Origin of the sequence: Variovorax paradoxus, assembly GCA_016806145.1 — a bacterium.
In the GTDB taxonomy this organism is placed as follows: domain Bacteria; phylum Pseudomonadota; class Gammaproteobacteria; order Burkholderiales; family Burkholderiaceae_C; genus Variovorax.
Genome location: CP063167.1, coordinates 1,129,044 through 1,154,552 on the forward strand (window position 1 = coordinate 1,129,044; position 25,509 = coordinate 1,154,552).

General features: G+C 64.3%; 29 protein-coding genes. 19 read left to right on the forward strand and 10 right to left on the reverse strand.

The annotated features are described in order from the left end of the window. Position 1: 1 nt before the first annotated feature. The 3 genes from INQ48_36290 to INQ48_36300 form a co-directional block, all read right to left on the reverse strand. Entirely contained in the window at positions 2 to 376 is a 375-nt protein-coding gene (locus tag INQ48_36290) for a TraR/DksA C4-type zinc finger protein (GenBank protein ID QRF62930.1), read from the reverse strand. Positions 377 to 437: 61 nt separating this feature from the next. Then, positions 438 to 1,898 carry a trypsin-like peptidase domain-containing protein gene (locus tag INQ48_36295; GenBank protein QRF62931.1) on the reverse strand — a complete coding sequence of 487 codons (1,461 nt, stop codon included), beginning with the start codon at positions 1,896 to 1,898 and terminating at the stop codon, positions 438 to 440. A gap of 46 nt (positions 1,899 to 1,944) precedes the next feature. Then, positions 1,945 to 2,484, reverse strand: a complete 540-nt coding sequence (locus INQ48_36300; GenBank protein QRF62932.1) for a flavodoxin — start codon at positions 2,482 to 2,484, stop codon at positions 1,945 to 1,947. 202 nt (positions 2,485 to 2,686) lie between these two features. Here INQ48_36300 and INQ48_36305 point away from each other — a divergent pair, with 202 nt between their 5' ends. From INQ48_36305 to INQ48_36350, 10 genes are all read left to right on the forward strand, one after another. Then, the gene (locus tag INQ48_36305; GenBank protein ID QRF62933.1) at positions 2,687 to 3,109 is read left to right on the forward strand and encodes a universal stress protein; all 423 of its coding nucleotides are present in this window, start codon (positions 2,687 to 2,689) and stop codon (positions 3,107 to 3,109) included. Then, entirely contained in the window at positions 3,110 to 4,540 is a 1,431-nt protein-coding gene (locus INQ48_36310; GenBank protein ID QRF62934.1) for a trypsin-like peptidase domain-containing protein, read from the forward strand. Beyond that, positions 4,537 to 5,028, forward strand: coding sequence for an NUDIX hydrolase (locus INQ48_36315; protein QRF62935.1), 492 nt, complete (start codon positions 4,537 to 4,539; stop codon positions 5,026 to 5,028). The genes INQ48_36310 and INQ48_36315 overlap by 4 nt, the downstream gene beginning before the upstream one ends. Positions 5,029 to 5,127: 99 nt before the next feature. Then, positions 5,128 to 5,283 (forward strand): hypothetical protein, encoded by a 156-nt coding sequence (locus INQ48_36320; protein QRF62936.1) that lies wholly within the window; start codon positions 5,128 to 5,130, stop codon positions 5,281 to 5,283. Continuing rightward, complete coding sequence (locus INQ48_36325; GenBank protein ID QRF62937.1) at positions 5,280 to 5,585, forward strand: high-potential iron-sulfur protein; 306 nt, start codon at positions 5,280 to 5,282, stop codon at positions 5,583 to 5,585. Before INQ48_36320 ends, INQ48_36325 begins: the two co-directional genes overlap by 4 nt. A 151-nt stretch (positions 5,586 to 5,736) precedes the next feature. Next, on the forward strand, positions 5,737 to 6,387 hold the full coding sequence (locus tag INQ48_36330) for a thermostable hemolysin (GenBank protein QRF62938.1): 651 nt from the start codon (positions 5,737 to 5,739) through the stop codon (positions 6,385 to 6,387). Then, a complete protein-coding gene (locus INQ48_36335) occupies positions 6,384 to 7,853 on the forward strand; it encodes an AMP-binding protein (protein ID QRF62939.1) in 1,470 nt (489 codons plus the stop codon). Before INQ48_36330 ends, INQ48_36335 begins: the two co-directional genes overlap by 4 nt. Continuing rightward, complete coding sequence (locus INQ48_36340; GenBank protein QRF62940.1) at positions 7,850 to 8,539, forward strand: iron-containing redox enzyme family protein; 690 nt, start codon at positions 7,850 to 7,852, stop codon at positions 8,537 to 8,539. Before INQ48_36335 ends, INQ48_36340 begins: the two co-directional genes overlap by 4 nt. Then, the gene (locus INQ48_36345; GenBank protein ID QRF62941.1) at positions 8,536 to 9,417 is read left to right on the forward strand and encodes an SDR family oxidoreductase; all 882 of its coding nucleotides are present in this window, start codon (positions 8,536 to 8,538) and stop codon (positions 9,415 to 9,417) included. Before INQ48_36340 ends, INQ48_36345 begins: the two co-directional genes overlap by 4 nt. 59 nt (positions 9,418 to 9,476) lie before the next feature. Beyond that, positions 9,477 to 10,127, forward strand: a complete 651-nt coding sequence (locus tag INQ48_36350) for a hypothetical protein (GenBank protein ID QRF63122.1) — start codon at positions 9,477 to 9,479, stop codon at positions 10,125 to 10,127. A 22-nt stretch (positions 10,128 to 10,149) separates the two neighbouring features. On the opposite strand, the gene INQ48_36355 is transcribed toward INQ48_36350, so the two are convergent. From INQ48_36355 to INQ48_36380, 6 genes are all read right to left on the reverse strand, one after another. Next, a complete protein-coding gene (locus tag INQ48_36355) occupies positions 10,150 to 11,505 on the reverse strand; it encodes a sensor histidine kinase N-terminal domain-containing protein (protein ID QRF62942.1) in 1,356 nt (451 codons plus the stop codon). Next, positions 11,502 to 12,176 carry a response regulator gene (locus INQ48_36360; protein QRF62943.1) on the reverse strand — a complete coding sequence of 225 codons (675 nt, stop codon included), beginning with the start codon at positions 12,174 to 12,176 and terminating at the stop codon, positions 11,502 to 11,504. Before INQ48_36360 ends, INQ48_36355 begins: the two co-directional genes overlap by 4 nt. A gap of 65 nt (positions 12,177 to 12,241) precedes the next feature. Next, positions 12,242 to 12,946, reverse strand: coding sequence for a VIT family protein (locus tag INQ48_36365; GenBank protein ID QRF62944.1), 705 nt, complete (start codon positions 12,944 to 12,946; stop codon positions 12,242 to 12,244). Further along, positions 12,943 to 13,191, reverse strand: a complete 249-nt coding sequence (locus INQ48_36370) for a hypothetical protein (protein QRF62945.1) — start codon at positions 13,189 to 13,191, stop codon at positions 12,943 to 12,945. Before INQ48_36370 ends, INQ48_36365 begins: the two co-directional genes overlap by 4 nt. Positions 13,192 to 14,125: 934 nt before the next feature. Next, positions 14,126 to 14,560 (reverse strand): helix-turn-helix transcriptional regulator, encoded by a 435-nt coding sequence (locus INQ48_36375; protein ID QRF62946.1) that lies wholly within the window; start codon positions 14,558 to 14,560, stop codon positions 14,126 to 14,128. Continuing rightward, positions 14,487 to 15,854, reverse strand: coding sequence for a HipA domain-containing protein (locus INQ48_36380; GenBank protein ID QRF62947.1), 1,368 nt, complete (start codon positions 15,852 to 15,854; stop codon positions 14,487 to 14,489). Before INQ48_36380 ends, INQ48_36375 begins: the two co-directional genes overlap by 74 nt. Positions 15,855 to 16,318: 464 nt before the next feature. On the opposite strand from INQ48_36380, the gene INQ48_36385 reads away from it, so the two are divergent. From INQ48_36385 to INQ48_36395, 3 genes are all read left to right on the forward strand, one after another. After that, positions 16,319 to 16,522: a type II toxin-antitoxin system VapB family antitoxin gene (locus INQ48_36385; protein ID QRF63123.1), complete on the forward strand. Its 204-nt coding sequence runs from the start codon at positions 16,319 to 16,321 to the stop codon at positions 16,520 to 16,522. After that, positions 16,519 to 16,899: a VapC toxin family PIN domain ribonuclease gene (locus INQ48_36390; GenBank protein ID QRF62948.1), complete on the forward strand. Its 381-nt coding sequence runs from the start codon at positions 16,519 to 16,521 to the stop codon at positions 16,897 to 16,899. Before INQ48_36385 ends, INQ48_36390 begins: the two co-directional genes overlap by 4 nt. A gap of 72 nt (positions 16,900 to 16,971) precedes the next feature. Further along, positions 16,972 to 17,307, forward strand: coding sequence for a hypothetical protein (locus INQ48_36395; protein ID QRF62949.1), 336 nt, complete (start codon positions 16,972 to 16,974; stop codon positions 17,305 to 17,307). 451 nt (positions 17,308 to 17,758) lie between these two features. On the opposite strand, the gene INQ48_36400 is transcribed toward INQ48_36395, so the two are convergent. Continuing rightward, positions 17,759 to 18,646, reverse strand: coding sequence for a LysR family transcriptional regulator (locus INQ48_36400; protein QRF62950.1), 888 nt, complete (start codon positions 18,644 to 18,646; stop codon positions 17,759 to 17,761). 201 nt (positions 18,647 to 18,847) lie between these two features. Between INQ48_36400 and INQ48_36405 the strand changes: the two genes are divergently transcribed. From INQ48_36405 to INQ48_36430, 6 genes are all read left to right on the forward strand, one after another. Beyond that, positions 18,848 to 19,909 (forward strand): aldo/keto reductase, encoded by a 1,062-nt coding sequence (locus INQ48_36405; protein ID QRF63124.1) that lies wholly within the window; start codon positions 18,848 to 18,850, stop codon positions 19,907 to 19,909. Positions 19,910 to 20,344: 435 nt separating this feature from the next. Beyond that, a complete protein-coding gene (locus INQ48_36410; GenBank protein ID QRF62951.1) occupies positions 20,345 to 21,808 on the forward strand; it encodes an aldehyde dehydrogenase in 1,464 nt (487 codons plus the stop codon). Between the two features lie 7 nt (positions 21,809 to 21,815). Then, a complete protein-coding gene (locus tag INQ48_36415; protein ID QRF62952.1) occupies positions 21,816 to 22,640 on the forward strand; it encodes an ABC transporter ATP-binding protein in 825 nt (274 codons plus the stop codon). Next, positions 22,637 to 23,428, forward strand: a complete 792-nt coding sequence (locus INQ48_36420) for an ABC transporter ATP-binding protein (protein ID QRF62953.1) — start codon at positions 22,637 to 22,639, stop codon at positions 23,426 to 23,428. The genes INQ48_36415 and INQ48_36420 overlap by 4 nt, the downstream gene beginning before the upstream one ends. 18 nt (positions 23,429 to 23,446) lie before the next feature. After that, on the forward strand, positions 23,447 to 24,343 hold the full coding sequence (locus INQ48_36425) for a branched-chain amino acid ABC transporter permease (GenBank protein ID QRF62954.1): 897 nt from the start codon (positions 23,447 to 23,449) through the stop codon (positions 24,341 to 24,343). 1 nt (position 24,344) lies between these two features. Further along, on the forward strand, positions 24,345 to 25,475 hold the full coding sequence (locus tag INQ48_36430; GenBank protein QRF62955.1) for a branched-chain amino acid ABC transporter permease: 1,131 nt from the start codon (positions 24,345 to 24,347) through the stop codon (positions 25,473 to 25,475). The last annotated feature ends 34 nt before the right edge of the window (positions 25,476 to 25,509 follow it).

Here is a 25,509-nt window from a genome sequence, read left to right on the forward strand (position 1 = left end):
TTCAGTGCCGGCGGCGCGCTTCCGCCGCCGTCTGGCAGGCCGTGCAACGGATGGCGGTGGGCCGGGCCAGGAGCCGTGCGCGCGGGATCTCGTTGGCGCAGTCTTCGCAGATGCCGTAGCGTCCGCTCGCCAGACGCGCGATCGCCTGCTCGATCTCCTCGAGCCTGGCGCGATCGATCTCCACTTCGGCCATGTGCACGTCGCCGGCGCGCTCCGCTTCGGCTTCATCGGCATGGGTCTTCACTTCATGGTCGTTCTCGGCCAGCGCCGCTTCGGCCGAAGGCGCCGAGGCGCGCAGTTCGTCGAACACCTGGCGCCTCATCGTGTCCAGCTGAAGACGCAGTGCGCGGCGGTCGGTGGTATCCAGATGTCTCATGGCGATGTCCTTTGCGATGTATGGATGAATGAATGGGTATTCGGGGGTGACGGTCTTGCGTTCAGGAGCGTTTGCTGGGCGAGGCCGGCAGGCGCACCGCCACGTAGGCGAACCGGTGATCGCGCATCACCAGCAGCGCGACCGTCTTTCCAGGCGACACCCGCGCAAGGCTTTGCCTGAAATCGTCCATGCGATAGAGCTTCACCGTGTTCAGGGCCACCACGACGTCGCCCGCGCGGATGCCTTCGCTGCGCGCGGGGCCAGAGGCCTCGCGCACCAGCAGGCCGCTGTCGACGCGCAGTTGCAGGCGCTGCACGGGCGAAAGCTCGCCCAGGCTCAAGCCCAGTCCGTCGTTCCATTCGGGCGCGGCCGCCGTGAAGCTGCTCTGGGGCGGCGCGGACTGCGCCCTCAACGACACCTGGAGCATGCGGTGGGTACCGTGTCGCCAGACCTCCAGCTGCATGCGGCTGCCGGGCTGGCGTTGCGCGATCTGCTGGGGAAGATCGGCAAAGTGCGCAAGCGGCTTGCCGTCCAGCGACAGCACCGCATCGCCCTGCGCCAGGCCCGCGGCCTGTGCCGGACTGTCCGCCTCGACGCGCACGACCAGCGCGCCGGTGGCCGACGGCAATTCGAAGGATTGGGCCAGGGCCGGGGTCACCTCCTGGAACTCGGCGCCCAGGTAGGCCCGGCGCACGGCGCCGTGCTCGCGCAGTTGCCCGGCGATCTGCATCGCCAGGTTGATCGGCACCGCGAAGGACAACCCCATGTACCCGCCATTGCCGCTGTAGATCATGGAATTGATGCCCATCACCTCACCCCGGCTGTTGAAGAGCGGGCTGCCCGAGCTGCCGGGGTTGATCGCGACATCGGTCTGTATGAAGGGAATGTCGCCGGCGCCAGCCAAGACGCGACCGACCGCGCTGACAACACCGGCTGTCACGCTGCCATGAAAGCCGAAGGGCGAGCTGATCGCGGCCACCCAGTCGCCGGGCTCGAGTGTCGACGAGTCGCCGATGACAGCCACAGGCAACGCGGTGGCATCGATTTTCAGGAGGCCAACGTCGGTGCGCTTGTCGACACCCACCACGCGTGCCGTGAAGCGGCGCCCGTCGTCCAGTCGCACCTGGGCCTCGTCGATGTGGGTGACCACGTGGGCGTTCGTGAGGATCAGCCCGTTGCTGTCGATGATCACGCCCGAGGCGAGATCGCGGATCTGGCTGATCCGGGCGCTGGCCGGCAGCGGCCAGGCCAACCGGTCGGCGAAGTCGTGTTCGGGGGCGATTTCGATTTCGATGCTCTCCAGGCTTTCGTCGCGCCCGATGCGCAGCGTGCTGATGTCGACCACCGAGGTGCTGCGGCTGGCGACCAGCGACGAGAAACCGGGCGCGGCAGCCCCGGCGCGCTCGACCGCAACCGGCGCTGCCATTACCTGGTCTGCAGGTGTCGGCGCCGCCGCCGCACAGGCGCCCAGCAGCGAGACGCCGGCAACAAGCGTGCAGACGAGGCGGATGGCGCGGTTCATGGCGCACGTGGAAGAGAAGGCCGTCACGTCGCTTCGAATCCGGTCTTCAGATCGACTGCGCCGATAGCGTGACAGGCCGTACCACGGCGTGTGAATCCTCGGCGTTGGCGTTGACGTTGGCGATGGCGGTGCCGAAGGCCTGCAGCCGGGCCGCACAGCTGCCGTCATCGACTTCGCGCATGGTGACGGCGGAGCTCAGGACCGGGGAGCGGCCAAGAAGTTTGCCGATCTCGGCCACCGCATTCGGGGCGCCTTGGCCGCCCATGACCGAGAGGACCGCGACATCGGGCAGGCGGTCGCGTTGGCGCGCGACGAAGCTGCGCATGGGGCCGGCCAGTTGCAGCATCCAGATCGGCGACACCAACACCACCGCATCGAAGTCGCTGGGCGGTGAGCCGTCGTAGCCGATGGCGGGCTGCCGCCGGAAGAACGAGTCGAGCATGCATCGCCAACTGCCCAGGGCACCGCTGCGCGGCCGCGCATCGGTGATCTGGGCCATGGGCCAGCCCTGCTGGCTGCACAGGAGTTCGGCGACCCGGCGGGACGTGCCGGTGTAGGAATAGACGATGACCAGGACGTTGTTCATGGCTGCCTCTGTCTCTCGGTTTCATTCACGGGCAACCAATGTAGGCAGCCAAGGGCAGCGTGACCTTGCGCTGAATCAAGAACGCACGCCGTTGCGCAGGCGCGCTGCGCAACCCCGGTTTTCTTGATGTGGCGCAAGGCAGGCCCCGGGCCGCACAACGACCATTCGTGTATCGGGGAGCGTCCCCGGCAAAGGAGCCACCATGAAAATCCTGCTCGCCGTCGATGGCAGCAATTACACGAATCGCATGCTGTCCTACCTGCTCGCCCACAAGGAATGGGCGAGCACGGGCCATGCATTCACTGTCTTCTATGCGGTGCTGCCGGTGCCGCACCGTGCCGCGGCCTTTGCCGGGCCGGACCTTGTGCATGGTTACTACGAGGACGATGCGCGCGTGGTGGTCGAACCGGTCCGCGCCTTGCTGACCGAGCACGGCATCGAGGCGCGCTTCGAGCACCGCATCGGCCATCCCGCTGAAGAGATTGCATCGTTCGCCCAGAAGGAACAGTTCGATCTCCTGGTGATGGGATCGCGCGGCCACGGCGCACTGGCGAATTTGGTACTGGGGTCGGTCGCCACCAAGGTGCTGGCCGCGTGCACGGTGCCGGTGCTGCTGGTGCGCTGAATGAACGCCGGCACCCTGGCGCGAAGGACCATTGGCGCAGTCGCGGGCGCACTCGCGATGACGGCCGGTATGGGGGCCTGGTCGCAGACGCGCTCGTGCCTAGACCGTGCGCCGTCGGCCTCACAGGGCACTGACTTCGTGGCGGCAGCAGCACGGCAGTCTCCTGCGGTTGTGAGCATCACAGTCGCGGGCGCGGGCAACGAATGGGCAGCCGCCGGCGAAATGTCACCGCCGACGCGTTGGGGGCAAGGCGTGGGGCGTGGTTTCGCATCTGGGTTCGTCTTCGATCCCGATGGGTACATTTTGACCAGCGCGCATGCGGTGACGGGGGCGCAGGCGGTTTCCGTCGTCACGGCGGATCAGCGTCGCTTCGACGCGGAGGTGGTGGGCATCGACCGCCGCACCGACGTCGCGCTTTTGCGGATTGCGGCATCCAATCTGCCGGTGGTGGCCGTCGGACAGAGCGGCGAAGTCTGTCCAGGCGAATGGGTTGCGGCAATGGGCGCGCCGTTCGGCTTCGAACGCAGCGTGACCGCCGGCGTCGTGAGCGCCAATCCGCGCTACATGCCGGGCGGCAACGGCGTGCCGCTGATCCAGACCGATGTCGCGCTCAATCCCGGCAACTCGGGCGGCCCGCTGTTCGACGAGCGGGGGAACGTGGTGGGCATGAACTCGATGATCTATTCCGCCAGCGGCGGGTACTTCGGCGTGTCGTTCAGCCTGCCCATCGATACCGCGATGCGGGTGGCGGACGAACTTCGCGCAACGGGGCGGGTGACGCGCGGCCACATTGGCGCGCGTACCCAGCCGCTGACGGCCGACCTGGCGCCGGCTTTTGGCCTGGATGCCGGCCTGGGCGCGCTGGTGGTGCGCGTCGATGCGGACAGTCCGGCCGAGACCGCGGGCCTTCGCAGTGGCGATGTGGTGCTGGCTGTCGGCGCCGCCGCAGCGGCGATGCCCTATGCCGAGATCCAGGAGCGTGTGGCCAGCGCCACCCAGGGCAGCCGGCTGGCCCTGCGTATCTGGCGCCACAGGGCGCCGTTGACGGTGCAGGTGGGCGTGATTCAGAGCGTGCCGGACATGCCGCCCAAGCTCGTTGCGCGTGCGGACGCGCATGAAGTCCGCTTCGGACTCGAGCTTACGGAACGCAAGGGCGTGCTCGGCATCAGCCTGCAGGACCCCGGCCTCTATGTGCAGGGCGTGTCGGGGTCGGCCCAGCGGGCTGGGCTGCGCTATGGCGACGCGCTGATCGCGGTCAACGACGTGCGCGTGGCCGGCCTGGCGGATTTCGATGCGGCGATCCGAGCCATTCCGGAGAGCGACACCGTGGCGCTGCTGGTCATGCGCGGCGCGAACCGGAGCTACGTCGCGATTCCTCCCCGAGTGTCGAAGCGCGCGGCATTGACGCCCTCCGTGAGGCCATCGCCATGAAGTCGGTGAGTTGCGGCGTTCTGGTGTTCGATCTCGCGGGAAACCTGCTGCTCGGCCATGCAAATGAGAGCCACTACTGGGACATCCCGAAAGGCGAGGGTGCAGCGCAGGAGCAGAGCGCACAGACCGCCGTGCGCGAGGCCTTCGAAGAATTCGGGCTGCAGCTCTTGCCGGGGCAATTGAGGGAGATCGGAATTTTCGAGTGCCGCAGGGACAAAGACTTGCGGCTCTTCACCGTTCTGGTGAGTCCATTCGACACGAAACGCTGCGTATGCACCAGCTTCTACACAGACCGCCACAGGCGGCGGCGCCCCGAGATGAATGGATTCCGCTGGGCGCAGCCGGACGACCTGCCGCAACTGTGCGCGCCCAGCCTCGTTGCCGTGCTCACGCACGCGATGTCGCTGCCCGCGATCCACGGGCAGTTGCTGTACGAGGTCGGGCCGGTCGATGCGGCGCCGTCGCCGCGCAACGTTCGCGTGGCTTGATCCTGCGCAAAGTCGCATACGGCCTCGCGCTCAAGACTGACCGCAGTCCATCCCAACAATCCAGAACGATGGATTCACAACCCGTCACGAGGCCGCGCCATGAACATCACGTTGAAGGGAACGCTCCAGTTCCTGAGTTTCAGCATTGCCACCCTCCTGGCCACGAGCGTTCTCGTGCTCGCTGGACTGAACGAACGCGGCAACGCGCCGGACAGCCTGGCCTTGATCTCACACATAACGGAAGACCCACGATGAACACAAGCCGCCGCACTTTCATAATCACGCTCGTCGCGACAAGCTCGGCCCTGTCGGCCACGCGCTTGCTGGCCCAAGCCACACTCGACGAAAAAGACCCGCAGGCCATGGCGTTGAGCTACGTCGGCGATACGGCGAAGGTCGACGCGAAGAAGTTTCCGAAGCACGACAACACGCAGCGGTGCAATGGCTGCGCGCTGTGGCAGTCCAAGCCGACGGATGCGCAGGGCAATTGCGCCCTGTTTGCCGGCAAGCAGGTCAGTGCGAAGGGGTGGTGCAGCGCCTGGGCCAAGAAGGGGTAGCACCCGCGCCACGTGCCGGTGGAATCCCCCGACAGCCTGACTTGTTGGTCAGGAAGCCTGCCGGCTTCTTAATCTGGCGTTAATCCGCTTTGCCGACCATCCGCTTTCCTGAACCGGCCCGCCTTCCGCGCGGGCATCCCGAGGAAAGTGCATGTTCATCTCATCGCCATCACGCGACAGCGCGGTCTCATCGCCGGGCGGCCTTCCCGAGGTCCTTGCGCCCGAGCTCACGTTGCACTGCATCGGTGATCCACGCAGGGCCGACGTCGAAAATTTCATCAGCGAGGTTTACGCGCGCCGCTACTCAGCGAAGGTGCCGCATTTCGCGCCCGTGCTGGTCGGCCTGCGCGAGGGCGGCAAATTGCTTGCGGCCGCGGGTTACAGAAGCGCGGCGCAGGAGCCGCTTTTTCTCGAGCGTTACCTGCCGTCGCCGGTCGAAGCAATGCTGGCGGCGAACGCCGATGCGCGCCCCACGCGTGCGGAGATTGTTGAGGTCGGCCATCTCGCGGCGAGCCGCGGCGGCGAAGGCCGGCGCCTGATCCAGGTGCTGGCTCCGCATCTGGCTGCAGAGGGGTTCGAGTGGGTGGTCGGCACGGTCACGCAGGAATTGCGTCCGATGCTGGTCCGGCTCGGTGTGGCGCCGCTCACGCTTGGCGCTGCCGACCCCGCAGTATTGGGCGAGGAGGCCGCGCCCTGGGGAAGCTACTACGATCACCAGCCCGTGGTACTGGCCACGCACCTGAAGCGCGCGTTGCGCCGCTACATGGCACGCCGGCCCGGCACGCAGGGAGTCGTCCGATGAGTGGCCGCATCAATCCGTCCGCCGCGGCGCTCGACGATGGCAAGCGCCGCTGGACCTTCGCAGAACTGGACCACGAAGCAGCCCGGTTGGCGCAACGCCTGCGCGCCGTGGATTGCCGCGTCGTCGCCACGCTGATGGACAACTCGCCCGCCTGGGTGGTCGCCGATCGCGCGGCATTGCAGGCGGGGCTGGTGCACGTACCGCTGCCCGTGTTTTTCACGCCCGAGCAGATCGACCATGCACTGGGCGCGGCCGGCGTGGACACCGTGCTCACGCTGCCCGCGCTCGCTGCGCGCTGGCCGCAGGTGCCCGCCATCGAATGCGCGGTCGCCGGCCAGTCGCTGGCGATGCTGCGTCTTCCCGCCCGCCCGGTCCCGATGGCGGCGGGCACCGCCAAGATCACCTTCACCTCGGGCACCACCGGATCGCCCAAGGGGGTGTGCCTGAGCGAGGCCGCGATGCAGCGGGTGGCTTTGGCCTTGGTGCAGGCGATGGAACCGCTGGACATCCGGCGCCACCTGTGCGCCTTGCCCTTTGCGGTGCTGCTGGAGAACATTGCCGGTGTTATGGCGCCGCTGCTGAAGGGCGCGACCTGCGTCACCCTACCGCTGCAAAGCCTGGGGCTAAGCGGTTCGTCGAGCTTCGATGCGGAGCGCTTCCACGAGGTAGTGGTGGCACAACAGCCCAACAGCATCATCTTGCTGCCGCAGATGTTACGTGCCTGGGCCGGCCACCTGATGCAAAGCGGCCAGCGCGCGCCCGATTCGCTGCGGTTGGTCGCTGTCGGCGGTGCGGCGGTGGGCGTGAAGCTGATCCACGGTGCCCGCGCGCTCGGCATACCGGCGTACGAGGGCTACGGGCTCTCTGAAGGCGCTTCGGTGCAGACGCTGAATTTGCCGGGCAGCGACCGCCCTGGGGCGGCCGGCCGCGCCTTGCCGCATGCGCAAATCCGCATCGCCCACGACGGCGAAATCGAGGTGGCCGGCAGCCTTTTCGGCGGCTACCTCGGGAGCGACGCCGCGGCGCCGGCATGGTGGCCTTCGGGGGACCTCGGACGCATCGACGACGAGGGGTTCCTTCACATCGACGGGCGCAAGAAGCATCTGCTGATCACCGCCTTCGGACGCAACGTCTCGCCCGAATGGGTGGAGACCGCGCTGCGAAGCGAGAACGCGATTGCGCAGGCGGTGGTCTTCGGCGATGCCCAGCCTGCGCTGAGCGCGGTGCTTTGGCCACTGCGGCCCGATGCGAGTGACGCGGCCTTGCAAGCCGCGGTCGATGCGGCCAATGCGGCGCTTCCCGACTATGCCCGCGTACGGAACTGGGTGCGCGGACGCGCGGCTTTCTCGGTCGAAGCCGGCACCGCCACAGCCAACGGGCGGCCGCAGCGCGTGACCGTGCTGCAACTTCACGCCGATGCCCTGGGCATGACGGCGGCTTCATCCACCGATCCGGAGTTTTCATGAGCTTTCACGCACGACTTCTTTCGCAGACCGCCGATGCCCGCATGGGGCTGCTGGGCACGCCCATCATCCAGGGATGCCTGCGCGGTGAGGTTTCGCGGCCCAGCTACCTCGCATTCCTGCGCGAGGCCTATCACCACGTGCGCCACACGGTGCCGCTGCTGCGTGCCTGCAAGTCCGCATTACAGGAGCGCAATCTCTGGCTGCAGGGTCCACTGGACGAATACATTGAGGAAGAGCAGGGCCACGACGAGTGGATTCTCAACGACATCCGTGCCTGCGGCGGGGATGCCGATGCCGTGCGCAATGGCCCGCCCGGTCACGCCACCGAGGTGATGGTGGCCTATGCCTACGACACAATCGCTCGGCGCAACCCGCTGGGCTTCTTCGGCATGGTGCATGTGCTGGAAGGCACCAGCGTCTCGCTTGCGCTGCTGGCGGCTGATCAGATCCAGAAGCCGCTGCAATTGCCCGACGCGGCCTTCAGCTATCTGCGATCGCACGGCACGCTCGACCAAGAGCACACAGCGCATTTTGAGTTGCTGATGGACCGGATCGAGAACCCGCAGGACCAGGACGACATCGTGCATGCCGCGCGCGCCTTCTTCCGCCTCTACGGCGACGTGTTCCGCAGCCTGCCGCTGCCGAACACGGCTGGCCAGGCCGCTGCCGCAGGAGCCGCCGCATGAAAGTCGAGGCCAGCCGCGTGCTGTTCACGGGAGCGGGTGGCGGCATCGGCGATGCCGCCGTCCGTATGTTGGTGAAGGCCGGCGCGTCGGTGATGCTCGTCGGGCGATCGCCCGCACGGCTCTCGGCCCAGGCCCGTGCCCTTGTGCGCGACTGCGGGGTCCAGCGCCAGTGCGTGGAGTGGTATGCCGCCGATCTTGCCCGCATCCCCAGCCTCAGCGGCATCGCCGAAGTCGCAACGGGATGGGGCTGCAATGTGCTGGTGCATAACGCGGGCGTGCCGGGCTTCGGGCGCATCGAATCCCTGGACGCCAATGAAATGGCGCAGGTGCTGCACCTGAACCTCTTCGTGCCCATGCTGTTGACGCAGGCCCTGCTGCCGCATCTTCGCGGCCTGCCGCAAGCGCAGATCATCTTCGTGGGCTCCGTGCTCGGCCGGCTCGGCTTGCCAGGCTTCAGCGTCTACAGCGCAAGCAAGTTCGGCCTGCGGGGTTTCGCCGAATCGCTGCGCCGAGAACTCGGCGATACCGACGTCCGCGTGCAGTACCTTGGGCCGCGCAGCACACGCACCGGCTTCAACAGCGGGGCGGTCGAGGGCTACAACAAGGCGACAGGCACTGCGATGGATACGCCCGACGTGGCGGCGCGCGCGCTGCTGCGGATGCTCGAAAGCGGCAAGGCCGAATGCTTTCTCGGATTTCCCGAGAAGCTGGCCGTGCGCCTCAATGGCCTGGCCCCGACGTTGCTGGACGCAGCCTTCGTCAAGCACCGGCGCAGCCTGCCGCCGGTCGCACGGCCGGCGAAGCTCGCGCTGGACTGCGGCGACGAGCGCGAAGGGCCGGCCACCGACTCCCATTCCCTGATGAACCACACCCTGTGAAATACGAAGGAAGACCCATGAACCTCGCCCTCCCGAACGCCTTGCCCCTTCATGTCGGCATGCGCCGCAGGTGGCTGATCGGCATGTTTGTGGTTGCCACGATGGCCGTGGCATCGCCGCAGATCGTGCGTGCCGCCGCCGTGGACGACGCGGTCGCCGAACTGCAGCACGACTGGGAAGTGATCCGCTACCAGACACCCGTGGCCGAGCGCGAGAAGCGCTTCGAAGCGCTCGCGGCGAAGGCCCGCAAGATCAGCGAGAGCCAGCCGGGCCGCGCGGAGCCGTTGGTCTGGGAAGGGATCATCGTCAGCTCGTGGGCAGGCGAGAAGGGCGGGCTCGGGGCGCTCGGACTGGTCAAGCAGGCCAAGGCGCTCTACGAGTCGGCCATTGCGATCAACGGCGATGTGCTCGACGGCTCGGCGTACAACAGCCTGGGGGTTCTCTACTACAAGGTGCCCGGCTGGCCCGTGGGCTTCGGCGACAAGGCCAAGGCCAAGGAACTGTTGCAGAAGGCGCTCGTGCTCAATCCGAAGGGCATCGATCCCAACTTCTTCTATGGCGAGTACCTGATCGAGACCAAGCAGCCGGAGCAGGCGGTGACCTACCTCGAACGCGCTATGCAGGCGCCAGCGCGCGCGGGGCGGCAGATCTCGGACGCTGGCCGGCGCGAGGAAGCCCGCGTGCTGCTCGAGAAAGCCAAGGCGAAGTAGCCGAGCGCGGCGTGGCGCCCCGTCAGCGGTGCGCCGCGTCGAATTGCAGCACCACCTTCACCCCCCTGTCGCTGGCCCCTGTGCCGAACACCACTTCCAGACCGTGCAGCTGGGCGATGCGACGCACGATCGACACGCCGAGCCCGCTGCCGAGCTCGGCCTGGCCGTCGGGACGGTAGAAGCGCTCGCCCATGCGCGCGAGTTGCTCGGGCGGAAGGGGTGGGCCTTCGTTCTCGAGCTCCAGGTGCTCGCGCCCGACGCGCAGCGTCACGCCGGTGCCGGCGGGTGCGTAGCGCACCGCGTTGTCCAGCAGGTTGCGCAAGAGCACCGTGAGCAGATGCTCGTCGCCGAACAGCGGCATCGGATGTTGGTCGCGTGGCGGCCATTCGCAGGCAAGCTCGATGTGCCTGCGTTCCGCGAGTGCGAGGCAGTCGCTCATGGCGTGCTCGACGATCGCGGGCCAGTTGATCTCTGTCTTCATTGCGGGCGTCACGCCCGACTCGACGCGCGACAGCGAAAGCATCTGCGTCACAAGCCGCGCCATCCGGTCCAGGCCGGTGCTGAGTTTTTGCTCGGCCTGCTCGCGCTCAGCGCTGCTAGTGGCGCCGCGCACCACATCCCACTGGGCGCGCAGCACGGCAAGCGGGGTCCGCAGTTCGTGTGCTGCGTCAGCGGTGAAACGGCGCTCGCGCACCAGCAGTTCCTCGATGCGGGCGAATAAGCCATTCATGGCGCCGAGCAGGGGCTTGAGCTCGGCCGGGGCACGCTCGTCGGGCACGGGCTGAAGGTCGGAGGCATCGCGCGTACGCAACTCTGTGGTGAGCTGTCGCATGGGAGACAGCGCGCGCCGCACCGCCCAGGTCATCACCGCGAGCAAGATCGGTAGCACCAGCAACCAGGGCACGACCTGCGTGATGGTCAGTCCATATACCAACTCGTCACGCTCATAGGCCCCTTGGCCAGCGGCGACCAGCCAGTTTCCATCAGTAGATTGCAGGTAGTAGATTCGCCAGTTCCGGCCATCGACTGCCTGCTCGACGAATCCGCTCGCCTGCGGGAAGCGCTGCAGTTGTATGCCTTCGCGGTCCGAGAGCATCAGCCGGCCTTCCTTGTTCCAGACAGCTACCGCGAGATCGCGCACGTCGGCATCGCCTGCATCCTTGTCGCCTTCGCGGGGCTCGGGCGGCAGCACGGCGGTCGTGCCGGGATAGGCCGGACTCAGGGTGGACTGCACCTGGCGCGCCAGCCGGATCAACTCGGTGTCGAACATCTCGTTGACCTCGTGGCGTGCCCGGCTGATCGAGAAATAGAGCGCGACGCCCCACACCAGGGGCGCACAGACCAGCAGATACAGCAGAAGCCGCCGCTGTAGGCTCATGGGCCAGTCTCGCCCGAGCCCATGGCATACCCCACGCCGCGCACGGTGCGCACGATGCCCGGATCGATCTTGCGGCGCAAATGGTGGATATGCACCTCCAGCGAATTGCTCTCCGGCTCGGCACCGCTCCAGTCATAGAGCTTTTCCTGCAGGTACGCCTTGGAGAGAACGCGCTGCGATTGGCTCAGGAGGGCTTCGAGCACAGCGAGTTCGCGACCGGTGAGGTCGACCTGTTCTCCCTTCCAGCGCACGAGCTTGTGGGCCGGGTCGTATTCGAGTGCGCCGTGCTGCCAGATGGCCTGCGCCTGTCCGGCGGTGCGACGAATCAGCGCGCGCAGGCGCGCGGCGAGCTCGTCAATGGTGATGGGCTTGACCAGGTAGTCGTCAGCACCGGCGTCGAGGCCCTCAATACGCTGGTCGATGCCGTCGCGCGCGGTCAGCACGAGCAGTGGGCATTTCACGCCGCGTTCGCGCCAGCGTCGCAGCCAGACCATGCCGTCGCCGCCGGGCAGGCCGAGGTCCAGCACGACCGCATCGAATGGCGCGGTCTGCAGGGCTGCATCGGCCTTGGCACCGTCGCCGAACCAGTCGACCGCGTGGCCGAGCTGCCGCAGGCCCGCGGCCAAAGCATCGCCAAGCAGGGTGTCGTCTTCGACGATCAGGAGGCGCATGAAACGGTTAGTCCAGTTCGATGGCTGATCACGGCAGGCCGCTGCCATTATGCGGGCGACGCGCGTCAGACGGCTGCGCCGAACAGCGCTCCGGTCGCGGCGGTAATGCCCATGGCCAGCGCACCCCACAGAGTGACGCGCCAGGCGCCGTTTCTCACGCTCGCGCCCCCAGTCCGAGCGGCGACCGCGCCGAGCAGCGCCAGGAAGGCGATGGAAAGGCAGGCAACACTGGGCGCCAAATAGGGGCCGCTCGCAGCCACTGCGGTTGCAAGGGGCAGCGCCGCGCCTACGGCGAAACTTGACGCCGAGGCCATCGCGGCTTGTACCGGACGCGTGGACGTGGTTTCCGAAATGCCCAGCTCATCACGAGCGTGGGCACTGAGCGCGTCATGCGCCATCAACTGACGCGCGACTTCGCGCGCCAGGGTGAGCTCCAGGCCGCGGCTCACGTAGATCGCGCTAAGCTCCCGTTCTTCTGAAGCGGGGTCTTCTATGAGTTCTGCGCGCTCGCGCGACAGGTCCGCGCGCTCCGTGTCGGCTTGCGAATGGACCGATACATATTCGCCTGCCGCCATTGACATCGCGCCCGCCACCAGTCCGGCCAGACCGCTGAGCAGCACGCTGCCGTGGTCCGCATTGGCCGCTGCCACGCCCACGATCAGGCTGGCTGTGGAAACAATGCCATCGTTCGCGCCGAGGACTGCCGGGCGCAGCCAGCCAATGCGCGTCGTACGGTGGCGTTCGACGTGGTATTTCCAGGGCCTCTTCATCGGGCATCTTTCGCGCCGAGCATCGCCAGCAGCGATGGCAAGGCGGATCGGTCGAGGTCGAACAAGTTGTCGTCAAAGGCCTTGTAGAAAACACATTCGACTGCCGTAGTTCCTACCGCAACGGCCAGCATGACGGCAACGATGCAGGCATTGACGACGTCGAACGATCGCTCGTCACGTGGCTCCCCACGGAATGGTGGCCGCGTGGGAGGGATGCTCCCCGGATCGTCGTCGGACCTTGGCATAGGCTGTCTCCATGGTGAATCTGCAGGGCGGCAGTCGATCGCTGCACGGATTCGCATGATTCCCGTGACAGATTTGTTTTTGCTTAAGAGCGACCATTTTTCGTTGGCAATGTTTGGAAGGGCATGGCTCTTGAAATCCGGATGCTCTGCACGGCCAGGGTGGCGGACAGCACCACCAGCACAAAGGGGTCGTGTGCAAACTCGCAAACTTCGAGTGGCCCAAGCCCTTGCGCAGTGAAATGAAAATCGTCAAGGGTTCGGTCGAAAGTTGCTTCGCATCCAGGTTGTTCATAAGGCGCTCAGGCATGCGAATCGCCGCGTTCCTAGATTCAGGAATCGCGCACCGAACTGCATGTTCGTGTCGTCGGTCGATCTAATGGATAGCGCGGCCGTGGCGCACCCGGCAGGAGAGTGGGCAACCTGTGGCTCAAGAAGTAGAGTTGGCGGCGCGAGACCGAGGCGACCGCACTTAGGCGCAACATGCCCGCCAATCGCTCGGACGTCGAGCAGATGTTGGCTCAGCAGGGCAGCTCGCCAAGCACTCCGGTGCAGAAGAAGAGCGCGGCACCGGCCCGGTCATCCGCTGTTCCCATCCGCGGCCGAACGGTGTGGTGGTGGAGCACGAGGGCCGCCGGGGATCCTTGCGCATCAAGCCTCACGCTGGGGATAAAGCGCAGGTGCAGTTCGCTGATGGGTCATACGAAGTGCTGCCACTTGGCGAGTTGCGACTGGTGTGCTGGGCCGTGCAGGAGCAGTGGCTGTGAAGCTGCGTGGCAAGCGCTTGATCCGAGGCAACGAAAAGGCGAGACGGGTAAAACGGTGCGTTCTACAGGTTGAAGGTTTCTTAGGACAATTGCCGGCTGCCCTCAAGGTCAAGCGGCGCATGTGCAGAAAGCGCGCAGACGATTCTTCACGGGAATCTGCAGCGTTGAGCTCATTCGCGACGCTCGACCGAGGAGGGCTGCGGTACCGCTTCGGGCGACTCTGCCAGGCCGTGTTCGAGTTCCTGCCATGAAACGCAGGAGCCGGTCTTTGGCACGAAGCCGACCTGCAATCCAAAGATGCTCGCGATCTTTCCCAGCGTGTCGATGGTTGGATTGGTCTTGTCGCTCTCGATGAGCCGAAGACTCTGTACGCTGAGCCCTCGATGCTTGGCGAATTCTGGTTGGGTCAGGCGGCTGATCCGCCGCATGGCAGCCACGGCCTGTCCCACAGACATTCGCCCCGCCGCCATGGCGTCGTAGATCTCTTGACGCAGCTTGCGCTCGTGCGAGATATCCGGCGACTTGCGGCGCTTATCCACGAGGCTTGCTCCGTGCGGTTCTGGGCAGAAGATCGCGCAAGGCGTCCAACTGCAATGCCTGCGCATCGATACTGCCGCGGCATGCCTCGATGACCGCCTGCTCCACGCCGCATTCCCTGGCCGTATCAGCCAGCGCCGAGACAGTGGGCGCGAAGGCATGGAGCGCATGTGCGATGCGCTCCCTCTCCTGGTCGCTCACTTGAAGCGTTTCTATGACTTCGCTCCAGTTGCGCTGAAGTTTTCCAGCAGCGTCGCGCCAGTGACAGCCTCGCGCCACGACCTCCGGATCCAGGAACATGGGGGCGAAGTCGAAGAGGGGTGTCAGCCGAACGGTGCCGTCGACCAGGCGCTGCACGGCTGTGTTGCGTGCATGGTTGTCGGTGTTGCGCATGGCCAGATTCAACACGTCGCGTCGAATGAATTCCACAGTTTCCGTGAACGGGTCTGACACGACCGAGCGCAAGCCTGAGAGCAGGAAGTGCTGGCTCTTGGGCAAACCGAAACCCCTCAAGTCACAGATGCTTGCGAGGCTTTCCTGGTGCAGTCGTTGCACTTGACCGTCGACGACGACCCGATCGAAACGGCGTACGAACAGGACCTCGCCTTGAAGTTGCGGCGTGCTCGACATTCGCAGCCCACACGCAGCAGCGAGACGAAGGTAACCGGCCTCATTGCGAAGGACGGTGCGGTCTGCCTCGCTTCTTCCTCGGGGTAACTTGAGCAACCAGTGTGTGGTGGCGCGTTCGTCGGGCAGTGCCATGTCTGCGAACCAGCGCCCGGCTTCGTCGGTCGTCAGCAGGAACTTCGGGGCGACACCCTGCACGCCGGTGGTGCCTGCGGCAAGCATGGCATGCAGGGACAGATGCTCGAGAAATTCCTCGCTGTGGTTCAGAACCTCTTCCATGGAAAAACCACGTTGTGCGCCAGGATCAGCGCCGCGTGCGGCCTCCTCGCGGAAGAATTCCATTGCGCTTTCGAATCGCAGACAACCGATCGGATTGAAAGCACCGTTCATGACGAGCGGCAGCAACATGTTTTCGGCGTCTGCCAGACCCAGCCTGTCCAGCAGATACCTGCGGCCCCTGCCTTGTGGCACCAAGTCATAGACAAAGGCCGGCGGGCGGCGATCCGGCTCGCGGCCTGTTAGGCCCTCCACGAATCGGTCGGCTTCGATGCCCACAGGCTGACCCAACGCGACCGGCTGCGGATTCTCCTCGCTGAAAACGTATTCAGGCAGGTACTCGAAACGGCAGCGATCTGCTCCCAACGCCTGGATCGTGGCGGCGGCTTGCCATCGGCCGTTCGCATGCACTTCGATGGTCGTACCGCGGGCAGCAGATGAAAAGGAGAATTGCTGCATATTAACCATCATGATGGTTAAAGTCTCGGATTTGTCAAATCGATTTGACCACTATAGTGGCGAAAATATGCGTCTATGTCGCCAAGCGAGAGCTGCGAAGATTTTGGGAGATCGGCAGCGTTTCAATCCTTTTTGCAGGGAGGGCCTGACGCAGCTCCGCCGCTTGGGGCTTTTTGGAAGCCCCGCTGGGCTGTTTGGCATCCATGTGCACCCTTTTTCTCCGATTCTTCGTCTGCAGGGCACGGTCGACACGTCGGGGAAACATCGGCGCATTGAAGGTGCGACACCCATGTGCAGGTCGGCGACCACGCGTCGCTGGCGCGGCTCTCACTGGCTAAGCTTGGTGGCCCTGACCAACCGCGGGAATACAACCCCTGCTGCCGTGAGCTCAAGCACGTCCGCCCAGTTGCTTGCATCAAATGCGATGCTAAAATGCATCAAATTTGATGAAAAAGGGGTTCGCTATGAGAACAACGGTAACGATTGACGACGCGTTGTATGAAGAGGCGCTAAAAGTTGCGGACCCAAGCATGGACAAGGCGGATCTATTCAGGGAAGCGATCAAGACTTTTGTACGGGTCCAGTCGGCGAAGCGGCTCGCGGCGCTTGGAGGGCGGATGCCTGAGATGCCCGACATTCCTCGTCGCCGCGAAGGCACCGGCTCATGACGCTGGTGTTGGTTGATACCTCGGTTTGGGTTGATCATTTTCGCGCGCGGAACTCCACCTTGGAGCAGCTGCTCGGGCTTGACCAAGTATTGATTCATCCGATGGTGATAGGGGAGCTTGCATGCGGTACACCGCCAGCGCGTACCCAGACGCTCGGATATCTGCATCACCTGCAACATGTGCAGCAAGCCAGCCTGCGCGAAGTGCTCCTCTTCATCGAAAAAGAGCGTCTCTTTGGATTGGGGTGTGGCCTCGTGGACCTGACCCTTGTGGCATCGACGCTGATGACGCCTGGCGCCGAACTGTGGTCTCTAGACAAGCGCCTGAACGATATGACGCAAAGGTTTGCGGTCGGGTACCGACCCGCTGTCCATTGAACGTTGGATTTCCAACATCCCGTGGGGTGCGGATGCGATCGCTGATGAAGAGGCGTCGGATTCGACAGATCGTTGAGCGATGCCCGTTGGGCGGCCCTGCACGATAGGCAGTGTGCTCGTTGCCCCCTTGGTTCCGTCGTTGACTCGCCATGGCGCATCGGCTACCTGACGCAGCTCGCGGAACCCGAGCGACTGGAAGAGGAGGTCGGTGCCCTGGTGCGCGACTGCGCATCGATGGCGCCGATCGCGCTGACCGGCATGAAGCATCACCTCAACCGCATCGCGCGCGGCACGCTCGACCCGCAGGCGCTCGACGCGAGCATCCGCAGCGCCTACCTCTCGGAAGATCTGCGCGAGGGGCAATCGGCCTGGGCGCAGAAGAGAGCTGCGAAGTTCCAGGGGAAATAGAGAGCAGCGCTCTGGAAACCATGGCCTCGAGTGCGGCCGCTGCCGACTCAGTGTGATGTGCTTCTGCTTCATGATGGGGGCACTGCAGCATGGGCATACGCCGGTATATATCGTTCACTCCCGGCACGCGTTCGATCATCCCCAGGTGGACATGGCCATGACTCGATCTAAGTGCAAATTTATTGCGAAATCCCAGGCCGAGGTCACAAGGCCGCTTCGGTCGATCCGACTGCTGAGAGAAGTCGAGTTTCGCCTCAGGCGCCGCGATTGATCTCGCAGCATGCAATGGAAATGCTCCGTCGCAGCACCCTGAGGCCGGCGTCAAGAGCGGATGTCGGCTTGAGAGGATCGCGCGGATCTCCCTAAGCTCGCGCAGCCACCGCGACAGCGCATCGCGAGCTCGGTCGGAAGACGGCGTTACACGCAGCAAGCTCGTCCGGTAGGCGTTCATTCATTCATACGTCGAAAGGGTTGGGTCTCGATTGACAACCTCTTCGGCCAGAAAGTCGCTGACTGCGCGCACTTTCAGCGAATCGGCGAGATCGGCATGGATGACCAACCAAACATCGTTGCTGAACAGTTGCTCTGCGGGTATGACCTGAACAAAACCTTCCCGCGCGGCGAGAAAATCCGGAATGACGGCCAATCCTAATCCTGCGCGAACTGCCGCGATCTGCGACGGCAAGTTGTTCGTGACCAGCGCAATCTTGCAGCCTGGGTGCTCGCGTGCGAGCCAGACAGCGGCAGGCAAGTGCGCGTGGCCGGCATCCCAAGTCACAAATTGACGACCTGCTAGCGGCAGACCCTCAACAGGCGGGTTCTCTTCGAGGTAGCTGCGGGTCGCATAGACGGAATAGGTCATGTGGCCCACACGTCTGACCTTGAGATTTCCCCTGCTCGGCCTGGTTACACGCAATGCGATGTCTGCCTCTCGGCGACCGAGCGCAGTAGTCGCAGTCCCGGTGATGATCTCCAGGCAGATGCCCGGATACCGCTTGCGAAGCGCAGGCATGGCGGGGATGACAAGGTCAGTGGCAAAGTTTTCCGATGTCGCGATGCGAACCGTTCCTGTAGGAGATCCATCGAGGCCAGCTGCGTTGCGCTCCAACGCAAGAACCTCGTCTTCGACCTGCTTAGCGTGCTTCAGTATCTCAAGCCCTCCATCCGTGAGCAAATAGCCTGTCTGATGGCGCACGAAAACGCTGAAGCCGAGACTTGACTCCAACTCTCCGATGCGCCGACTCACAGTGGATTGACTCACCGCGAGCTCGAGCGCGGCCTGTGTGAGGCTGCCGGTGCGGGATACAGCCAGAAAGTACTTCAGGTCGTTCCAGTCCATGCGATTTCTTGTGATTTGTTAGAGCTCTTGAACAGCGTTAAGGGTGAACCAGGCCCCTACCCGCTATGCCCGATCGACGCTGCAAAAACAGAAAACGATATTGCATCTTTGGCTCTTCTCGTCTTGATCGAGCAGGTCGACACTGGCCCAGCGCTGGCATTTCCTTGCCTTCACACAACGCAAAACTTCTTCAAATTCATCATGAAGTATCGAACTCTTGGAAACACTGGGTTGCTCGTCTCGCAGCTTTGCCTTGGAACCATGACTTTCAGCGATGGGAGCGGCGTCTATAAGCACATCGGGAACGTGGGCCAAGAAGGTGCAGATGAGCTCGTCAAAGCGAGCTATGAATCGGGCATCAATTTCTTCGACACCGCCGATGTGTACTCTGCAGGTGAGAGCGAGCGCACGTTGGGACAAGCATTCAGGAATCTTGGCATCGCGCGCAAGGACTATGTGCTTGCGACCAAAGTGTACAGCCGCGTCGGCAAGGGCCGAAACGATGTTGGCGCTTCTCGCGGCCACATCATGGACGCTGTGGAAGGTAGCCTTAAACGGCTGCAAACGGACTACATCGATCTTTACCAGATTCACGCAAGCGACAGCCTCACACCCATCGAGGAGACGCTGCGCGCGTTGGACGATCTGGTGCGACAAGGCAAGGTTCGCTACCTGGGCGTCTCGAACTGGCAAGCCTGGCGCATCGCAACTGCGCTTGGATTCTCGGCCCGCCTTCATCTTTCGCGTTTCAATACGCTTCAGGCCTACTACTCACTGGCCGGCCGAGATCTAGAGCGCGAGCTCGCTCCGCTTCTCGCGGAGGAAAAAATGGGCCTGCTCGTCTGGAGTCCACTCGCAGGTGGCCTTCTGTCCGGGAAGTTCAGCCGCGACGAGCAGTCGCCAGAGGATTCCCGACGCGCCGAGTTCGACTTTCCCGTCGTGGACAAAGAGCGTGCATGGAGGGTGATTGACACGCTGCGCCCGATCGCGGCTGCGCACGGGTGCAGTGTGGCGAGAGTCGCCTTGGCTTGGCTCCTGTCCAAAGCGGTGGTGACCTCTGTTCTGGTTGGCGCCAAGCGGCTCAGCCAGCTCGAGGACAACATTGCAGCCACCACGCTAACGCTCAGCGAGGAGGAGATCCGCCAACTCGACGCGGTCAGCGAACTGCCGCTCGAATATCCGGGCTGGATGCTTGCTACACAAGGTGCTGATCGGCTCGGTCCTGTTGACCTTTGGGCCGGGAAGACTGCTTCAGTTTCCTGAAGCACGGATCGGGCGCGGCAACAAGCAGTTGCATGTGCCGCGCAATGCGGTTTGCCGCGCTCGCCTTGTGGTTGGCCGCCGGAGCGCACGGCCAACGTAGCGCGAGGCACTGACGAGCGCGCAAGCACCGGCCACGATTGCTCTCCCGAAGCTGGGGCCGCTCAATTGCTGCCGGCAGCCCGAGGCTGCCTGGCATGGAAGTTGTCTTCCCGAGCCATTGACTCATTGAATTTTTAGCAATGAGCAGGACGAATGAGGCGACGCGCGTCATGAATTCGTGATGCGAGTCTCTCCATGTCGCAGCATCGGCAACTTCCGTTTAACGGAATCGACTTCCGGGTTTCGCCTCTCATTTGCAGGCGTGGTCGCGACTTCTAATTCTGTTAATCAGTAGTCGCTTCCGTTGATCGGAATGCAAAAAACGAAAGAGACACCATGCTTGAGACCTTCGACATGTGGATCAACGGTCAGGCCACGCCGGGTACCGGCGGCTGGATCGAAAGCCTGAATCCATATACCCAGCAGCCCTGGGCCCGAGTGCCAGATGCTTCCCCGAAGGACGTCGCCGCTGCTGTGGGGGCCGCGGCTGATGCCTTTGCCCGCGGTGCTTGGCCTGCTACCACACCGCAGCAACGCGCGGGCTTGTTGCGCAAGCTGGGCGATCTGGTGGCACGCGATGCCGAGAAGATGGCGTTGCTGGAGAGCCGGGACAACGGCAAGCTCTACAAGGAAATGCTGGCGCAATGGCGCTACATCCCCGAGTGGTTCTATTTCCATGCGGGGCAGGCCGTACAGCCATGGGGCGATGTCCTGCCCAGCGACCGGCCGAACTTTATGGCATTCACGCGACGAGAGCCGGTGGGAGTGGTCGCTGCCATCACACCCTGGAATTCGCCGGGTCTGCTGATGGTGTGGAAATTGGCACCTGCCCTGGCGGCGGGTTGCACTTTTGTCGTGAAGCCATCGGAATACACACCGGTCTCCACATTGGTGTTCGCCAGGCTGGTGGAAGAGGCGGGCGTTCCACCCGGTGTGTTCAACGTGGTGACCGGCGGTGCCGAGGTCGGCCGCGCGCTGGTAACCGACCCTCGCGTGAACAAGGTGGCGTTTACCGGCTCCGATGGAGTGGGTGCTGCGATCGCCCAGTCGGTGGCGAGTGGCTTCAAACGAATCACGCTCGAGCTGGGAGGCAAATCGGCGCAGGTGGTCTTTGGCGATTGCGAGATACCTGCCACGGTCAACGGCATCATGAGCGGAGTCTTCGCGGCCACGGGCCAAAGCTGCATGGCTGGCTCGCGGCTCATCGTGCATCGCAGCGTGCAACAGGCGATCGTCGATGCGCTGGTGGCGCGCGCCGCCACCATCCGCTTGGGCGACCCGATGGATCCGGCAACCGAGATGGGGCCGGCGGCCACGGCCGCCCAGCACCAGAAGATTCTCTCGATGGTGGAGACGGCGAAATCGCAGGGCGCGAAAGTCGCTTGTGGCGGGGTCGCCGGCGAAGCAGGAGGCTTCTTCGTGCGGCCCACGGTGCTCACGGACGTCACACAGGACATGCGCATTGCGCAGGAGGAAGTTTTTGGTCCCGTGCTAGCCGTGATGCCTTTTGACACGGAGGACGAGGCGGTGGCGTTGGCCAACGGCACCGACTACGGGCTGGCAGCGGGCATATGGACCACCGATGTGCGCCTGGCCCACCGCATGGCCGCCAAGTTGCGCGCGGGAACCGTATGGATCAATGCCTACCGCGTGGCCGCGCCATTCGCCCCTTTCGGCGGATTTGGCCACAGCGGGCTAGGCCGAGAAAACGGGCGCGAAGGCATGCTCGATTTCCTCGAGACCAAAACGGTCTGGATCGAGTTGTCGGGCGCCACGCGCGATCCATTCACCATTGGTTGAGTCGGACATGCAAACCGGTAGCTCCAAGGCGCCGCCACTGTTGGAGGTGTGCGATCTCAGCGTGCGCTATGGCAGCGGCTCGCGAGCGCTGACGGACGTTTCGTACTCCCTCGCGGCCGGTGAGATCGTCGCCATTCTCGGACCCAATGGCGCGGGCAAGACCACGGTGCTGCGTGCCATCTCCGGGCTGCTTCCCGTGCACCATGGTCAGGTCGAATCCGGCAGCCTTCGCTTCGATGGCCACGCGATGGAACGACTGAATGCCGCCGGGCGCGTGCGACAAGGTCTGGCGCAAGTCATGGAAGGCCGCCGGATCTTCGGTGAGATGACCGTGGCCGAGAATCTCATGGCGGGTGCTCACACCCGTCCGCGCGTCGGCGCCAGGCGTGCCGAACTCAAAGACACGCTGGATCGCGTGCTCGACTACTTCCCAATTCTGAAGCAGCGCCTCGATGCCATCGCCGGTTATCTCTCCGGCGGCGAGCAGCAGATGCTGGCGATTGGTCGTGCGCTCATGGCCGCACCGCGCCTTCTCTTGCTCGACGAGCCATCGCTTGGCGTGGCACCGAAGATCGTGGCGCAGATCTCAGAGATCCTGCTGCGCATCAACCAGAGCGGCGTCAGTGTGCTTCTGGTTGAGCAGAATGCCAGTGTGGCACTTGATCTGTGCCACCACGCCTTGGTGCTTGAGAATGGTCGGGTGGCTGTGAGTGGAACGGCCAGCGTCTTGCAAAGCGACCCTCGCGTGCGTGAGATCTACCTTGGCATGTCGGGCCAGGGGCGCCGCAGCTTTCGGGTGGCCGATGCGGTCGCAGCTGGGGGCGTTGCATGAGCGGGCTCGAGGCTGCACAGCGCGTGCTCGATGTGCAAGGTCTGTCATTGGCGTTCGGTGGCGTGCAGGCGCTGGCCGACGTGAGCTTCGACGTGAAGGCTTCGGAGCTGCTGGCCATCATCGGACCCAATGGCGCCGGCAAGTCGTCTCTCTTCAACTGCCTCTCGTCCATCTATGCCCCGCAGAGGGGGAGCATCCGGTTGAACGGTCATGAATTGGTGGGTCGCCCCACGTCCTATGGCGTAAGCCTGGGCTTGGGGCGAACGTTCCAGAACCTGGGCCTGTTCGACAACGCGGATGTGGAAACCAACTTGATGCTGGGCCGGCATCCCTTGATGAAGACCGGCTTTCTCTCGGCGGCGCTATGGCGTGGGAAGGCCCGCGACGAGGAAATCGCTCACCGCGAACGCGTGGACGAATTGGTCGACCTGCTCAAGCTGCGTGAGGCTTGCGGGCGTCCCGTCGGTCTTCTGCCTTACGGCACGCGCAAGCTCGTGGAGCTCGGCCGCGCGCTCGCCATGGAGCCGAGCGTGTTGCTGATGGATGAGCCAGTGGCTGGCATGAACCGTGAAGAGCGCGACCACATGGCGCTGACGATCCATCAGGTGCGTCAGGTGCTGGGAACCACGATCGTGCTCGTCGAGCACGACGTCGGGTTCGTGATGGATCTGGCCGATCGCGTGATGGTGCTCGAGTTTGGTCGAGTGATTCAGTTCGGCGACCCGGACACCGTGCGCAACGACCCGCGCGTGATCGAGGCTTACCTCGGTGCGGCGGCGCATCAATGACCGATCGGGACGCACAGCATGATTGATTTTTTTCAAATTCTCTTCGCGGGCTTCGCGCAGGGGACGATGTACGCGCTCATCGCCATCGGCTTCGTCATCGTCTACAAGGCCACCGGCGTGCTGAACTTCACGACCGGCGGCCTGCTCATGTTTGGCGCCTACCTGGCACACCATGCGGTGGGTGGATGGGGCCTTCATTTCGGGCTGGCCTTGCTGTTAGGAGCGTTCGCCACCGGCGGGGTTGGGATACTGGTGCAGACCCTCGTGCTGTCGCGGATGGCTGGAAAGCCGCACTTCACCCTGATCATGCTGACGTGGGCGGTGCTCATCGTGCTCGAGCAGATTCCGCCGGCAATCTGGGGCTACGACGTGCTCACGATGGGCGATCCCTGGGGTATCTCGATGACCTCGATCGGCCCACTATCAGTGTTCACCATCGACCTCTGGGCGGTGCTGCTTGCAGTGGCGATCGTCGTCGCGCTGTATCTTTTCTTCCGCTTTTCCCGTCTTGGGATCGCCATGCGGGCCACGGCGATCGATCGCGAAGCGGCCATGGCCCAGGGCATTTCGCCCAACACGGTCTTCAACACGGCCTGGTGCCTTGCTGGCGCGGTCGCCGGCGTCGCCGGCATCTTCCTGGGGGGTGGGGCTCGCGTGGTGAGCCCCGAGCTGTCGCTGATCGCGCTGGCCGCCATTCCCGCTGTGATCGTCGGTGGCCTGGAGAGTCCGGCCGGTGCTGTGCTTGGAGGCGTTCTGATCGGCATCGCCGAGGTGCTCACCGCGTACTACGTCCCGGTGTACGCGCCATGGCTAGGCAAGAACTTTCACCTGGTCATGCCCTACATCGTGCTGATCGCCATTCTGTTGGTGCGGCCGTATGGGCTGCTTGGAACGCGCAGCGTGCGCAGAGGCTGACATGAGCACCACCCCTCCTTCTTCGCGCTCTTGGGTTGATTGGACCGACTCCACTCGTGCGATCCATCGGGCGGCCATCGTGCATCGACTCGATCTGCTGGGTCATCCGCTGCGCTGGCTCTTGATGATCGGGCTGCTGGTGGCTTGGTTCGCGCTACCTCTGGTGCTGACCGGCTTTCTTCTGAAGTTGTATGTGTACATCGGCATCGCCGCCATCGCCGCAATGGGCTTGAACCTTCTCTCCGGCAATGCGGGGCAGGTGTCGCTGGGCCATCCATTTTTCATCGGCATGGGTGCCTACTGCGCAGCCGTGGTCGGCGGGGATTGGGGCTTGCCGCTGCCGGTCTGGCTGGCCGCCTGCGCGCTCCTGGGCGGTGCCGTGGGCGCGGCCACGGGACCTTTCGCGCTGCGCCTTCGCGGCAACTATCTCGTGATGGTAACCATCGCGCTGGTCTTCATCGGTCTGCACATCTTCAACAATTGGTCATCGGTGACTGGCGGAGTGGGCGGTCGTGCGATCACGCCGACGCTGGCGATCCTGGGTTGGGACATGGGCGATCCGACGCTGAAGGACAGGCGCTTCGCGTGGGTTGTCTGGCCAATGGTGGCGGTGGTCGGGCTGGGTTTGGTGAACATCTTGCGGTCAAGGCCTGGACGCGCGCTGCAAGCCATCCGCGATCGCGACCTCACGGCCGAGGTGCTGGGTATCGACATCGCACGCTACAAGGTGGCCGCGTTTGCCATGTCGAGCATGCTGGCCGCGTTCAGCGGCGGGCTTTACAGCGCCTACGTAGGCTTCGCAAGTCCTGCGGAATGGACCTTGGTGCTCTCCATCCAATACCTCGCCATGATCATCGTCGGAGGTGTGGGCAGCGTGCTTGGCTCCATCGTTGGCGCGGCCGTGATCATCAGTCTGCCGCACGCCACGCAGGCCATCCTCGGGGTGATACCCAACACCGGGCGCATCGTGTCGCAAATGCCGGGTGACGGCGGGTTGATCTCAGTCTTCGCCCTGATCCAGGTTCTCTTCGGTGTGCTCATCGTCATATTCCTGACGGTCGCGCCCCGTGGCCTGTCCGCGCTGTTAGGCGGCCTCTGGCGCCGCCTCGAGCAACGCGTACGTGGCAGTTGACTTCGGCCTTCCTTCTATCAAATCACTGGAGACA

Coding starts and splice junctions, on each gene's coding strand:
- INQ48_36350 (QRF63122.1), top strand. CDS start 9,477: ATGCGCCGCAGGTGGCTGATCGGCATGTTTGTGGTTGCCACGATGGCC.
- INQ48_36310 (QRF62934.1), top strand. CDS start 3,110: ATGAACGCCGGCACCCTGGCGCGAAGGACCATTGGCGCAGTCGCGGGC.
- INQ48_36305 (QRF62933.1), top strand. CDS start 2,687: ATGAAAATCCTGCTCGCCGTCGATGGCAGCAATTACACGAATCGCATG.
- INQ48_36380 (QRF62947.1), bottom strand. CDS start 15,854: ATGCAGCAATTCTCCTTTTCATCTGCTGCCCGCGGTACGACCATCGAA.
- INQ48_36360 (QRF62943.1), bottom strand. CDS start 12,176: ATGCGCCTCCTGATCGTCGAAGACGACACCCTGCTTGGCGATGCTTTG.
- INQ48_36365 (QRF62944.1), bottom strand. CDS start 12,946: ATGAAGAGGCCCTGGAAATACCACGTCGAACGCCACCGTACGACGCGC.
- INQ48_36330 (QRF62938.1), top strand. CDS start 5,737: ATGTTCATCTCATCGCCATCACGCGACAGCGCGGTCTCATCGCCGGGC.
- INQ48_36290 (QRF62930.1), bottom strand. CDS start 376: ATGAGACATCTGGATACCACCGACCGCCGCGCACTGCGTCTTCAGCTG.
- INQ48_36420 (QRF62953.1), top strand. CDS start 22,637: ATGAGCGGGCTCGAGGCTGCACAGCGCGTGCTCGATGTGCAAGGTCTG.
- INQ48_36300 (QRF62932.1), bottom strand. CDS start 2,484: ATGAACAACGTCCTGGTCATCGTCTATTCCTACACCGGCACGTCCCGC.
- INQ48_36345 (QRF62941.1), top strand. CDS start 8,536: ATGAAAGTCGAGGCCAGCCGCGTGCTGTTCACGGGAGCGGGTGGCGGC.
- INQ48_36385 (QRF63123.1), top strand. CDS start 16,319: ATGAGAACAACGGTAACGATTGACGACGCGTTGTATGAAGAGGCGCTA.
- INQ48_36405 (QRF63124.1), top strand. CDS start 18,848: ATGAAGTATCGAACTCTTGGAAACACTGGGTTGCTCGTCTCGCAGCTT.
- INQ48_36410 (QRF62951.1), top strand. CDS start 20,345: ATGCTTGAGACCTTCGACATGTGGATCAACGGTCAGGCCACGCCGGGT.
- INQ48_36430 (QRF62955.1), top strand. CDS start 24,345: ATGAGCACCACCCCTCCTTCTTCGCGCTCTTGGGTTGATTGGACCGAC.
- INQ48_36425 (QRF62954.1), top strand. CDS start 23,447: ATGATTGATTTTTTTCAAATTCTCTTCGCGGGCTTCGCGCAGGGGACG.
- INQ48_36325 (QRF62937.1), top strand. CDS start 5,280: ATGAACACAAGCCGCCGCACTTTCATAATCACGCTCGTCGCGACAAGC.
- INQ48_36355 (QRF62942.1), bottom strand. CDS start 11,505: ATGAGCCTACAGCGGCGGCTTCTGCTGTATCTGCTGGTCTGTGCGCCC.
- INQ48_36375 (QRF62946.1), bottom strand. CDS start 14,560: ATGCGCAGGCATTGCAGTTGGACGCCTTGCGCGATCTTCTGCCCAGAA.
- INQ48_36340 (QRF62940.1), top strand. CDS start 7,850: ATGAGCTTTCACGCACGACTTCTTTCGCAGACCGCCGATGCCCGCATG.
- INQ48_36400 (QRF62950.1), bottom strand. CDS start 18,646: ATGGACTGGAACGACCTGAAGTACTTTCTGGCTGTATCCCGCACCGGC.
- INQ48_36295 (QRF62931.1), bottom strand. CDS start 1,898: ATGAACCGCGCCATCCGCCTCGTCTGCACGCTTGTTGCCGGCGTCTCG.
- INQ48_36370 (QRF62945.1), bottom strand. CDS start 13,191: ATGCCAAGGTCCGACGACGATCCGGGGAGCATCCCTCCCACGCGGCCA.
- INQ48_36335 (QRF62939.1), top strand. CDS start 6,384: ATGAGTGGCCGCATCAATCCGTCCGCCGCGGCGCTCGACGATGGCAAG.
- INQ48_36315 (QRF62935.1), top strand. CDS start 4,537: ATGAAGTCGGTGAGTTGCGGCGTTCTGGTGTTCGATCTCGCGGGAAAC.
- INQ48_36390 (QRF62948.1), top strand. CDS start 16,519: ATGACGCTGGTGTTGGTTGATACCTCGGTTTGGGTTGATCATTTTCGC.
- INQ48_36415 (QRF62952.1), top strand. CDS start 21,816: ATGCAAACCGGTAGCTCCAAGGCGCCGCCACTGTTGGAGGTGTGCGAT.
- INQ48_36320 (QRF62936.1), top strand. CDS start 5,128: ATGAACATCACGTTGAAGGGAACGCTCCAGTTCCTGAGTTTCAGCATT.